Source organism: Vibrio sp. AK197, from assembly GCF_053903115.1.
In genome coordinates, this window is sequence record NZ_CP096430.1 from 2,048,514 (window position 1) to 2,060,862 (window position 12,349).

14 protein-coding genes are annotated in these 12,349 nt (G+C 45.5%); 8 read left to right on the forward strand and 6 right to left on the reverse strand.

Annotated features, from left to right (window positions below; genetic code table 11):
- Positions 1-227 precede the first annotated feature (227 nt).
- Positions 228-476: a YciN family protein gene (locus M1D72_RS16600; protein ID WP_456295919.1), complete on the forward strand. Its 249-nt coding sequence runs from the start codon at positions 228-230 to the stop codon at positions 474-476.
- Positions 477-523: 47 nt separating this feature from the next.
- On the opposite strand, the gene aroA is transcribed toward M1D72_RS16600, so the two are convergent.
- Both aroA and M1D72_RS16610 read right to left on the reverse strand, forming a co-directional pair.
- On the reverse strand, positions 524-1,804 hold the full coding sequence (gene aroA, locus M1D72_RS16605) for a 3-phosphoshikimate 1-carboxyvinyltransferase (RefSeq protein ID WP_456295920.1): 1,281 nt from the start codon (positions 1,802-1,804) through the stop codon (positions 524-526).
- 113 nt (positions 1,805-1,917) lie between these two features.
- Complete coding sequence (locus M1D72_RS16610; protein WP_390189298.1) at positions 1,918-2,373, reverse strand: outer membrane lipoprotein; 456 nt, start codon at positions 2,371-2,373, stop codon at positions 1,918-1,920.
- 25 nt (positions 2,374-2,398) lie between these two features.
- Here M1D72_RS16610 and aat point away from each other — a divergent pair, with 25 nt between their 5' ends.
- The 3 genes from aat (at position 2,399) to infA (ending at position 4,113) form a co-directional block, all read left to right on the forward strand.
- Positions 2,399-3,121, forward strand: a complete 723-nt coding sequence (gene aat / locus M1D72_RS16615; RefSeq protein WP_456295921.1) for a leucyl/phenylalanyl-tRNA--protein transferase — start codon at positions 2,399-2,401, stop codon at positions 3,119-3,121.
- Positions 3,118-3,816: an arginyltransferase gene (locus tag M1D72_RS16620; protein ID WP_390189294.1), complete on the forward strand. Its 699-nt coding sequence runs from the start codon at positions 3,118-3,120 to the stop codon at positions 3,814-3,816. The genes aat and M1D72_RS16620 overlap by 4 nt, the downstream gene beginning before the upstream one ends.
- A 78-nt stretch (positions 3,817-3,894) precedes the next feature.
- Positions 3,895-4,113, forward strand: coding sequence for a translation initiation factor IF-1 (infA, locus tag M1D72_RS16625; protein ID WP_001040192.1), 219 nt, complete (start codon positions 3,895-3,897; stop codon positions 4,111-4,113).
- Positions 4,114-4,179: 66 nt separating this feature from the next.
- Here the strand turns inward: infA and M1D72_RS16630 are convergent, their stop codons facing one another.
- On the reverse strand, positions 4,180-4,758 hold the full coding sequence (locus M1D72_RS16630; RefSeq protein ID WP_456295922.1) for a thymidine kinase: 579 nt from the start codon (positions 4,756-4,758) through the stop codon (positions 4,180-4,182).
- A gap of 88 nt (positions 4,759-4,846) precedes the next feature.
- A complete protein-coding gene (gene cysS, locus M1D72_RS16635; RefSeq protein WP_456295923.1) occupies positions 4,847-6,229 on the reverse strand; it encodes a cysteine--tRNA ligase in 1,383 nt (460 codons plus the stop codon).
- Between the two features lie 200 nt (positions 6,230-6,429).
- On the opposite strand from cysS, the gene M1D72_RS16640 reads away from it, so the two are divergent.
- The 4 genes from M1D72_RS16640 to M1D72_RS16655 all read left to right on the forward strand — a co-directional run bounded on the left by M1D72_RS16640 (position 6,430) and on the right by M1D72_RS16655 (position 9,528).
- Positions 6,430-6,924, forward strand: coding sequence for a peptidylprolyl isomerase (locus tag M1D72_RS16640; RefSeq protein ID WP_390189289.1), 495 nt, complete (start codon positions 6,430-6,432; stop codon positions 6,922-6,924).
- A gap of 42 nt (positions 6,925-6,966) precedes the next feature.
- Complete coding sequence (lpxH, locus tag M1D72_RS16645; RefSeq protein WP_456295924.1) at positions 6,967-7,716, forward strand: UDP-2,3-diacylglucosamine diphosphatase; 750 nt, start codon at positions 6,967-6,969, stop codon at positions 7,714-7,716.
- A 50-nt stretch (positions 7,717-7,766) separates the two neighbouring features.
- Positions 7,767-8,972: an EAL and HDOD domain-containing protein gene (locus M1D72_RS16650; protein WP_456295925.1), complete on the forward strand. Its 1,206-nt coding sequence runs from the start codon at positions 7,767-7,769 to the stop codon at positions 8,970-8,972.
- A 61-nt stretch (positions 8,973-9,033) separates the two neighbouring features.
- Positions 9,034-9,528, forward strand: coding sequence for a YchJ family metal-binding protein (locus M1D72_RS16655; RefSeq protein WP_456295926.1), 495 nt, complete (start codon positions 9,034-9,036; stop codon positions 9,526-9,528).
- 67 nt (positions 9,529-9,595) lie between these two features.
- Here the strand turns inward: M1D72_RS16655 and serS are convergent, their stop codons facing one another.
- Positions 9,596-10,906, reverse strand: coding sequence for a serine--tRNA ligase (gene serS / locus M1D72_RS16660; RefSeq protein WP_456295927.1), 1,311 nt, complete (start codon positions 10,904-10,906; stop codon positions 9,596-9,598).
- A 91-nt stretch (positions 10,907-10,997) separates the two neighbouring features.
- Complete coding sequence (locus M1D72_RS16665; RefSeq protein ID WP_456297416.1) at positions 10,998-12,347, reverse strand: replication-associated recombination protein A; 1,350 nt, start codon at positions 12,345-12,347, stop codon at positions 10,998-11,000.
- Between the last annotated feature and the right edge of the window lie 2 nt (positions 12,348-12,349).

The window sequence follows — 12,349 nt, forward strand, 5'->3', positions numbered from 1 at the left end:
TTAGCTGAAGAATATGATTTTATTGAGACTCTTCAGCTCATCATCTCATGTTACGGGCGCTAGAATCCGGCACAGTCTAAACTTGTCAGCGTGAAAACCAAACCCCAAGAGGGTGGATTCTGTCATCGATCACAAAAGAAAAATGCCGATTGAACTGCCCTAAGTCAATTGAAATGACCGCTTAAGCGCTTACAATCGCTACCAAGATAACTGATCAGGTATAGGCCATGAGCGAAAAAAAAACCATTTCTGAATTTGACTTACTGTTGATTGCCAATCAATTCATTCAAGATCATGATGACTATCTCGAAGGCATGCATGCCAATAAAGTAGAAGAAAAAGACGATGTTCTAATCTTTAAAGGTGAATACTTTCTCGATACAAACGGCTTACCTACAGAAAAAACGACCGCCGTGTTTAATATGTTTAAATATTTAGCCCATCACCTATCCAAAGAGTTTACGCTTAAAAACTAGGCAGGGCCCAAACAAAAAGCTTGTCATTTCGACAAGCTTTTTCGGTATTAGACACTCAATGATGCCAGTTTATCAAAGTAGTCCGGAAATGTTTTTGACGTACATTTCGGGTCATTGATAGTAACTGGCGTATCGCTCAATGCCACCAGCGAAAAGCACATCGCCATGCGGTGGTCATCATAAGTGTCAATCGCCGCGTGAGTGAGCGTTTGTGGCGGCGTGATGATGATGTAATCTTCACCTTCTTCGACCGTCGCACCCACTTTACGCAATTCTGTCGCCATCGCTGAAAGGCGATCAGTCTCTTTCACCCGCCAGTTATAGACGTTACGAATTGCGGTTGTACCTTTAGCAAAAAGAGCAGTGGTTGCAATGGTCATCGCGGCATCAGGAATATGGTTAAAATCAAGATCAACGGCGTTCAATTCTCCCGCTTTTGCCTTGATGTAATCGTCGCCCCACTCAATGTCGGCGCCCATTTTTTCCAGCGCATGAGCGAACTGAACATCGCCTTGAATGCTATTTTTACCAATCCCTGTGACTTTAATTTCACCACCTTTAATCGCGGCAGCCGCAAGAAAATAAGACGCTGACGAGGCGTCGCCCTCAACCAAAAATTCACCTGGCGCCGTGTATTGCTGGCCGCCCTTTACTACGAACTGTTGGTAATCGCGGTTTTCCACTTTGACACCAAATTGCGCCATAATGTGCAGCGTAATATCAATGTAGGGTTTCGACACTAAATCACCAATAATATTGATGGCGGTATCGCCTTTCCCAAGAGGTGAGGACATCAAAAACGCGGTTAGAAACTGGCTTGAAATCGAACCATTAATAGAGACTTCGCCGCCTTTTATACCCGTGCCTTTAATGTGTAATGGCGGATAATTTTCGTTCTCTAGATACTCAATTTTTGCCCCAGCTTGACGTAGAGCATCAACCAAATGGCCAATAGGACGCTCTTTCATTCGCGGCTCACCAGTAAGCACAAATTCGCCTTCACCTAAACACAGCGCAGCCGCCAGTGGACGCATCGCGGTGCCCGCGTTGCCCAAAAACAGTTCTAATGCTTGTGAAGATTGAAACGGTCTACCGAGTCCATCGACTTCACACACCGTTTTATCTTCCGATAAACGATAGCTAACGCCCAATTTAGCGAGCGCATTCAGCATATGGCGAATATCATCGCTGTCGAGTAAATTGGTAAGTGTTGTGGTGCCTTTAGACAATGCGGCAAGCAGTAATGCACGGTTAGAAACGCTTTTAGAACCAGGCAAATTGACTTCGCCATTGACTTTTTTGATAGGTTGTAGTGTCAGGCTTTCCATTAATGTTGTGTTTCCTTGGTCACTGCGAATCTCCATGGTGCAGCGACGAGCAATTTTTCGTACCTGCAGCCTATCGAAATTCTTAAACGAACACCACCCCAATTTCGACTGGTTCAGTAAGTTTTATCTACTCGAACGCCATTATCAAAGTAGAGAATACGAACCGAATCACCACGCTCAAATAGCATGTTAGGATCGACATCCTGAATGACATCAATCAATTTGTCTTGGTCTGTGCGAATCAACAACTCGACGAGTTTGTACTCAACACGATAACTTTGGTTCGCTTGCTGGCGAGCGACAGCGCCACCCGCAACGGCCCCAACCGCTGTTGCCACTTCTCGACCAGTACCGCCACCAAATTGATGGCCCACAACGCCACCAATCACAGCGCCAAGCAGCGTTTCCCAACCTGAACCTTTGGACTCAACAATTTGCTGTTGGGAGATATAACGAACCGAATCAATATCACCAAATACAACATCATTAACAGGTCGGGCCTGATTACGCTGGTAGGCGGCATTGGCAACCACAGGAAAAATCACTAATATCCATAGCCACTTTTTCATCTTTTACTCCTTCACGTGCTGAATTATGTCGATATATTTAACCGAACTCGATCCTCACGATTTACGTTTTCCGTCACCTTTTGAGGCACTTGAAGACCCAAACGGCTTATTAGCGTTTGGGGGCGATTTGAAGCCAGAGCGTATCCTTGCCGCTTATCACCACGGGATTTTCCCTTGGTATGGCCCAGACGACCCTATCTTATGGTGGAGCCCCGCCCCGCGCGCAGTGTTTAATCCTAAGACATTCAAACCCGCCAAAAGTCTTAAAAAATTTCAACGCAAACACGCTTACACTGTTACCATCAACCAAGCGACCAACCAAGTCATTGATCTCTGTGCGGCAACACGCCCCCCAGAAGAGACTTGGCTTAACCCACAAATGCGTCATGCCTACCAGACTTTAGCCTCTCAAGGTCACTGTCACTCAGTGGAAGTTTGGCATAACAACCAGCTGATCGGTGGTTTATATGGCATCCTCGTTGGCCGTTTATTTTGTGGAGAATCGATGTTTAGCCTGCAAACCAACGCATCGAAAATGGCACTATGGTATTTTTGCCGGCACTTTGCAGAGCATGGTGGTGAATTGATTGATTGCCAGGTCATGAACGCCCACCTCGCTTCCCTAGGAGCAAGCGAGATACCACGTGAAGCATTTCTTCAATCCCTGCTATCTTTAAGAGAACAGCATGTTGATAGCCCATGCTTTTGCCCTCAGCAACTGCGGTTAGCAAATCAGGACCCCGAATGAGTATCGAACTTCAGCATATAAAAATTGGTCTAACTACCAACCATCCTTGCAGTTATTTAGCCGACCAGCAAGAGCGTGTCGCCGTCGCCCTAGACCCACAAATGCACAGCTCATCAAGTTATGAGGTGTTACTTGCCAATGGCTTTCGTCGCAGTGGAGATACCATTTATAAACCTCACTGTACTCAATGTCAGGCATGCGAAGCGATCCGTTTATCGGTTCCAGACTTTAAAATGAGCAAAAGCCAAAAACGGGTAAAAAACAAAGCGCAACACCTGACTTGGGTCATGAAAGACACCATGGACAAAGGCTGGTTTGATCTGTATTCACGATACATTGAAGTCCGCCATCGCGATGGCTCTATGTATCCCCCAAAAAGAATGGAATTTGACCAATTCTCTCAAAGCTCTTGGCTCAATACTCAATACTTGCACATTTATGACGGGGACCAACTTGTCGCTATCGCCGTGACTGATATTATGTCTAACGCAGCCAGCGCGTTTTACACCTTCTATGACCCAACCCACCCGATTTCTATGGGAACTGTCGCCATTTTAATTCAAGCGGAATATTGCCAACAACAAGGTAAACAGTGGCTATATCTGGGGTATCAAATTGACGAATGCCCAGCAATGAACTACAAAGTGCGCTTTCAACGCCATCAAAGGCTAGTAAATCAGCGTTGGCAAGGGTAGAATACGCCCAACTTTACATAATTTCATTTTAACGGCATTATGAGCCGGTTAAAATTGCCCATTCTTAAAGAGGATTAAATGGCTAAAGAAGACGTAATTGAGATGCAAGGTACTGTCCTTGATACTCTTCCAAACACTATGTTCCGTGTAGAGCTAGAAAACGGTCACGTCGTTACTGCTCACATCTCTGGTAAAATGCGTAAGAACTACATCCGTATTCTTACTGGTGATAAAGTAACTGTAGAGATGACACCGTACGACCTATCTAAGGGTCGCATCGTCTTCCGTGCTCGTTAATCCTTGATTCTCGGACACAAACAAAAAACGGAGCCAATGGCTCCGTTTTTTGTTGCGTAAAGGAAACTATTTCCCTAATGCAAATTTGTAGTGTTCACGGCACACGGACACATAACGGTCATTACCACCAATCGCGACTTGGTCACCTTCTTTTATCGGATTGCCATCTTCATCTGTTCGAATCACCATGTTCGCTTTACGCCCGCAATGGCAAACCGTTTTCAGTTCAATCAGTTTATCTGCCCATGCCAAAAGATATTGGCTACCTTCAAACAATTCACCTAGGAAATCAGTTCTTAACCCGTAACACAACACTGGGATACCTAATTTATCAACGACTTCGGTAAGTTGATAGACTTGCTGTTTAGTTAAGAACTGACACTCATCAATCAGTATACAGTGCCGTGTTTTTTGCTTGTGCAGCACTGCGATCTCGGTAAACATATCGGTTTGCGCACTGAATAAATGCGCATCAGACTCTAAACCAATACGTGAAGCCACTTTACCGACACCAAAGCGATCATCGAGCGCCGCGGTAAAAATCACTGGCGTCATACCACGCTCTTGATAGTTAAATGAAGATTGAAGCAGTGTGGTGGATTTACCCGCGTTCATCGCTGAGTAATAGAAGTACATCTGAGCCACGAAAGAGATTCCTAATAGTCATTACTACACAGAAAAAAGGGCTGTGCAAACAGCCCTAATACCAAAAGTTTGTTTTTAAAACCGCACGTTACTTACGACGCCAAGTGGTCCCTTGTGGGCCATCTTCAAGAACGATTCCCATCTCAGTCAACTTGTCACGCGCCATATCGGCATTGGCCCAATCTTTGGCGGCACGCGAGTCATTACGTAATTTGATTAACGCTTCGATTTCAGCGACTTCATCATCGCTGCCCGCATCGCCCTGTAGGAACTGTTCAGGATCTTGATGAAGAATACCGATAACATCAGCAAGCTGACGTAAACGCGCGCCAAGTTGACTTGCCGTGGTGATATCTTCGGCTTTGACTCGGTTAATCTCGCGAGCGAGATCGAACAATACGGAATAAGCTTCAGGCGTATTAAAGTCATCATTCATCGCTTGATTGAAACGGCTAACAAACTCCTCGCCGTTAGCAGGCTCGACACTCAAGTCTAGGCCGCGCAGTGATGTGTATAAACGCTCAAGCCCAGCACGCGCTTGATTTAAATTTTCTTCACTGTAGTTGAGTTGACTACGATAGTGACCCGACATTAAAAAGTAACGAACCGTCTCAGGATCATAGTGGCCTAGCACGTCACGAATGGTAAAGAAATTACCCAGCGATTTTGACATCTTTTCTTTGTCGACCATCACCATACCACTGTGCATCCACGTATTAACATACTGAGTATCGTGTGCACAGCAAGACTGTGCGATTTCATTTTCATGGTGAGGGAACTGTAAGTCTGAGCCGCCCCCATGGATGTCAAAGTGGTTACCTAAAATTGATGAGTTCATTGCGGAACACTCAATATGCCACCCAGGACGGCCTGCGCCCCATGGCGATTCCCATGTAGGCTCACCCGGCTTGGACATTTTCCAAACCACAAAGTCCAGTGGGCTGCGCTTTGCGGCTTCCACATCGACTCGAGCGCCCGCTTGTAACTGCTCAAGATCTTGCTTAGACAACTTGCCGTAATCATCAAACTTGCTAACTTCAAACATCACGTCGCCATTGTCTGCGACATAAGCAAAACCGCGCTCAATGAGTTTTTCAACTAACTCAATAATTTGATCAATATACTGGGTTGCGCGTGGTTCAACATCTGGGCGTTTCATATTAAGCGCATCAAAATCGGCATGCATTTCGCCAATCAAACGTTCAGTGAGGGAGTCACAAGTTTCACCATTTTCTGCTGCACGTTTGATGATTTTATCGTCAATATCGGTAATGTTACGAACAAAGGTTAAATCATAGCCTAGGTAGCGCAGATAACGCGAAACGACGTCAAATGAAACAAACGTACGTCCGTGGCCAATATGGCAGAGATCGTAAATAGTGACACCACACACGTACATGCCAACCTTACCGGCATTGATGGGTTTGAATTCCTCTTTTTGTCTCGTCAGTGTGTTATATATCTTTAGCATGATCTCTGTCTGATATTTGATAGTAAAAATTGTTGGCTAGTATACCAACTTGCTTGCGGTTAGTAATCCCCTCCGCACGGGAAAAGAAGACCTAAACGGTCAATCCTTGCTCCCACTATTCACTTTTCACATATAATTATCGAGAAAGTTAATATAGAATCTCGTTCTCAACTCTAAATCAGTTAATAAAGGTAATAATCATGATCACCCTTCACACAAATTTTGGTGACATCAAAATTCAGCTAAACGAAGAAAAAGCGCCAGAAACAAGCGCTAACTTCCTTCAATACTGCCGTGATGGTTTCTATGACAATACCCTATTCCACCGCGTCATTGATGGCTTCATGATTCAAGGTGGCGGCTTGGAATCAGGCCTACGTGAAAAAGCAACACGTGCGTCAATCAAGAACGAAGCAAACAATGGCTTGAGCAATAAAGTCGGTACTCTTGCGATGGCTCGTACAATGGAACCTCATTCAGCCAGCTCTCAGTTCTTCATTAACGTTAACGACAATACCTTCCTAGACTTCCGTTCAGAAAGCTTAGATGGTTGGGGTTACTGCGTGTTCGCAGAAGTGGTTGAAGGCATGGATGTTGTCAACAAAATCAAATCAGTAGATACCGGCTCTATGGGTATGCATCAAGATGTTCCACTTGAAGAAGTGATCATCACAGGCACAACCATCGAAGCATAATACTGTTGAGCGCGCTATAGCGCGCTCTTGCTATGGACCATTATGACCACACTGTTTATTTCCGATCTGCACTTAACGCCTTCCGCCCCAGAAATTACTGATTGCTTTACCCGCTTTATGCGTGAAGAAGCCATTCACGCCGACGCGCTTTATGTCCTTGGCGACCTGTTTGAATTTTGGATTGGTGACGACGATAACTCTGACTTCGCCAAGCAAATCAAAAGCGAATTCAAACGCTTAACCCAAGCAGGCATTCCTTGTTTCTTTACTCAAGGCAATCGTGACTTTTTAGTTGGTAAACGTTTTGCAAAACAAACAGGCGTTACCCTACTTGGCGACGAAACCGTCATTGATCTCTATGGTACACCAGCCGTAATCTTACACGGTGATACACTTTGCACCGACGATGTTCAATACCTAGCATATCGAGAAAAGGTTCACCAACCTTGGCTGCAATGGGTATTTAATCGCATTCCTTTTTGGATCAAAAAGAAAATTGTGGCGAAGGTGCAAAGCGATATTAGCGATACAAAAAAAATGAAGTCTATGGAGATTATGGATGTCACGCAAAGCGAAGTTGAAGCCGTGATGCATAAACATCAGGTCAAACTGATGATTCATGGGCACACGCATCGACCGAACATCCATCATTTCGGTGAGGGTTTACATCGCATTGTCCTGGGTGATTGGTATGAACAAGGCTCGGTGTTAGTTTGCACGCAATCTCATCTGGATTTGCAAACTCGACCTTTTGCTACGCCACAGAACTCAAACAATAACCTTGAAAAATAGTCTTGGAACGCTATGCTTTTAACCACCTGATAAGTTAGAAGTATGCCTCCTTGACTTACGCCTATATTGCTCGCCAGCCAATTCTCAATCGCCGAAAAGACACGATCGGTTATGAACTGTTATTTCGAGATGGGCCAGAGAATAAGTTTCCTGATATTTCCCCCGAACTGGCGACCAGCCGGTTGCTCACTGATCACTTTTTTTCCGCACATTACGATACACTTGGCAATTGTCTCGGGTTTGTGAACTTTCCTTATGAAAGCCTGATCAATCGAATTCCAACCCTCTTTCCTGCTGGCAATCTGGTCATCGAAATATTGGAAGATTGTCCGCCAAGTGATGACCTACTTGATGCAGTAAAAGAGATGTCAGAGCTGGGATACATCATCGCGTTAGATGACTTTATTCCGAACCCACAATGGAAACGCTTTCTACCCTATATTTCCATCATTAAATTCGATATTCGGTTGGTCTCCATTGCTAAGGCGCAAAGCTTTATTCACAAACTCAGCAAGAGCAAAATCAAATTTTTGGCTGAAAAAGTCGAGACTTATGAAGAGTTCGAACATGCGAAAAATGCAGGCTTTGATTATTTTCAAGGTTACTTCTTTAGTAAGCCAGAAGTGTTGCAAACCAAAACACTCTCACCAGCGCTGCATACTGTCGTTCAACTCTGTAAAGAGATATCCAAAGCCGACCTCGACTTTGCCGCCATTGAGCAAATCATCAGCCAAGACGTGAGTTTATCCTATAAGTTGCTCTCAACCGCCAACTCATCGCCATTAGTCAACAGCAAGATACGCTCATTTAAGCAAGCGGTTGTCTACCTTGGTGAAGAGAAACTGCGCAAGTTTGTCGCCTTACTGGCCATCGCCTCGACCCAAGAGTCCAAACCCAGCCACCTCTATGCGCTGTCGATACAAAGAGCACGATTCTGTGAATTGGTGTATCAACAGTTCGACTGTGATGCCAGTTCAGCGTTTCTTACCGGGTTATTCTCCTTACTCGACTCTCTGCTCGATCAGCCCCTAGAACATATATTGACATCAATGCCTGTGGATGACGACGTCAAGCGGGCACTAATCGATAACCAAGGGATGTTAGGTCAAGTACTCAAGCTCATCAAAGCCTATGAGCTTGCCCATTGGCAAGAGGTAAGTACCATAAGCCAAGCATTAGATTTAGACGAAAAACATCTCTGCGATTGTTACATTGCGTCGGTCAAATGGACAACTGGCTTGGTCGCGATGTCTTAACAATTTACAATATAGGCGGTGGTGGCTACACTGCCTTTTTTAGTGTCAAGGTCACCGTCCCATGAGCCAACTTTGCCCCTGCCAAAGCCAGAAACTCTATTCACAATGTTGTGAGCCAATTCATCACGATGTCAAAAAGGCAGCTCAACCCGAGCAACTCATGCGCGCACGTTATTGTGCCCATGTTCTTGGGCTCGTCGACTTCGTGGTCGAGACCTATCATCCTAGCTGTGATGCCGCGAGCCAAAGGCAAGAAATCGCCGATTCGATAGACTCTGATTGGGTAAATTTGATTGTCCATGACTGTCAAAAAGGCGCACATCAGGATGAGGGCTATGTCACCTTTAGTGCCTATTTTATGCAAGATGGGCAGCAGCATGCTTTAACAGAGTGTTCACGCTTTGTTCGTGAACATGACCAGTGGTATTACATTGATGGAACGTTTCCAGAACCCAAAGATAAGCGTTTAACTCAGTCAATTAGCTCACTTAAAGTTGGACGCAACGATCCATGCATTTGTGGAAGCGGTAAAAAGTTCAAAAAGTGTTGCGGTTAACCGACGGCGACAGTCGAACAAAAAAAACCGGCTTAAAGCCGGTTTTTTTATTTGCCGCGAGCAAGCATCATTTAGCGATGTGCGTCGCGCCATTCATGTACTTTTGCAGTACTGCAGGGATTTCAATACTGCCATCCGCTTGCTGATTATTTTCCAAAATCGCCACCATGGTACGACCCACGGCCAAACCAGAGCCATTCAGTGTATGAACAAGTTCAGGCTTTTTCTCTCCCTTACGACGGAAGCGCGCCTGCATACGGCGAGCTTGGAAATCCCACATATTTGAACAAGATGAGATTTCACGATACGTCTCTTGAGCCGGAACCCAAACTTCCAAATCGTAAGTTTTACGAGCACCAAAGCCCATATCACCTGCACAAAGCACCACTTTACGATACGGAAGTTCAAGCAGTTGAAGTACTTTTTCAGCATGACCCGTTAGCTCTTCAAGTGCATCCATCGAATCTTCAGGTTTCGTGATCTGAACCAATTCAACTTTATCGAACTGGTGCATACGAATCAGGCCACGAGTATCACGACCATAAGAGCCGGCTTCTGAACGGAAGCATGGCGTATGTGCCGTCATTTTCAAAGGCAGATCCGCTTCTTCTGAAATGGTATCACGCACTAAGTTGGTGACGGGCACTTCAGCCGTCGGAATAAGTGACAGTTTACGCGGTTCTTCATCATTCACTTTTTCAGCCAAAGGCTCAGTATGGAACAAATCTTTGCCAAATTTTGGTAACTGACCTGTGCCGTACAAGCTATCTGCATTCACTAAGTAAGGCATGTACATTTCTGTATAGCCATGCTGCTCGGTATGCAAATCCAGCATAAACTGGGCAATTGCGCGGTGTAAACGAGCAAATTGACCACGCATGACGATAAAACGCGCACCGGTGATTTTAGTTGCAGCGGCAAAGTCTAGGCCATCACCCATTTCGCCAAGATCGACGTGATCTTTAACTTCAAAGTCATAAGACTTGGGTTCACCCCAACGTGAGATTTCAACATTCTCTGACTCATCAAGGCCATCAGGCACATCATCGGCAGGAACGTTTGGAACCGAAAGCGTAATCTCTTCCAACTGAGTTTGCACCTCAGCAAGTTCCACTTTTTTCGCTTCAAGATCACTGCCTAAGTTACCGATTTGCTTTTTAATCTCTTCGGCGCCCTCTTTATCTCCCGCTGCCATTTTTTGGCCAATTTGCTTGGAGATGGAATTACGCGTGGATTGTAAATTTTCAACTTCTACTTGAATCGACTTACGTTGTTCTTCAAGTTTACGAATCGCATCTACGTCTAGCTTAAAGCCTCGACGTGCCAATTTTGCAGCTGTTTCATCCAGCTCAGTTCGAAGTAATTTAGAATCCAGCATTGTTAATCCTATGCTTTTTTGTGATAAAAAACGCGTGAAACCGTTCACGCATTATTGAAATAATTGATCGTTTAACGATACCCAAAAGCCACTAATTTTCATAGCGCTTTTGTGGGCTATTTGCGTCTAAACTAGCCAAGTAATCTAACTTTTCGCCAATTTTCGTTTCTAACCCACGATTTGTCGGCTGATAGTAGCGTTTTCCGGTCATTTCCGAAGGAAGATAACGCTCACCAGCGGCATACGCTCCGGGTTCGTCGTGAGCATAACGATATTCTGCGCCATAGCCCATTTCTTTCATTAAGCTTGTCGGGGCGTTACGAAGATGGTGAGGTACTTCGTACTCAGGCAGATTGATGGCGTCATCCATCGCTTGTTTCCAAGCCTGATAAACCGCATTACTTTTCGGCGCGCAGGCCAAGTAAACAATCGCTTGAGCGATCGCTCGCTCACCTTCAGCAGGCCCAATACGCGTAAAACAGTCCCACGCCGTGATCGCCACCTGCATCGCTCTAGGATCCGCATTGCCGATATCTTCTGAGGCGATAGCCAACAAGCGGCGAACGATATATAGCGGATCACAGCCCGCCGTCATCATGCGAGCCGCCCAGTACAGCGCAGCATCGGGATTGGAACCACGAATGGATTTGTGAACCGCTGAAATCAAGTCATACCAAACGTCACCTTTATTATCAAAACGTGCGACTTTCTCTCCCGCCACTTGGGCCAGCAGATCAAGAGTAATGACTTTGTCACCTTGCTCATTCTCTTGCGCCATATCAAACAGTAGCTCAAGGTAATTGAGTGACATGCGCGCGTCCCCGTTGACCAGTTCAGATAACCTATCAAGGACATCATCGACAAACGTGGCTGGTTGAGCACCCAATCCGCGCTGTTGATCAGCAACCGCTTGATCAAGCGCCTGACGTATTTCTGCGTTCGATAGTGAGGTTAATTTGTAAACACGAGCACGTGAAAGCAGAGCGTTATTGAGCTCGAACGATGGATTTTCCGTTGTTGCGCCGATAAATGTGACTGTTCCATCTTCGATATGAGGTAAAAATGCGTCTTGCTGCGACTTATTAAAGCGATGCACCTCATCAACAAATAAGATGGTGCGACGCCCCGCCATTTTGTTTTCTCGCGCTTTATCAATCGCCGCACGAATATCTTTCACACCCGAAGTGACGGCTGAAACTCGTTCAACTTCCGCATTGGCGTAGTTTGCTGCGACTTCCGCTAAGGTTGTCTTCCCTGTCCCAGGAGGCCCCCACAAAATCATCGAGTGAATGTGCCCGCCTTCCAATGCCTTGCGCAGCGGTTTTCCAGGCGCCAACAAATGTTGCTGACCAATGTATTGCTCGATGGTTTGCGGCCGCATTCGGGCAGCAAGAGGACGAAAATCTTCGTCGCCGGAAAAATCTAATGTGTAATTACTCAACA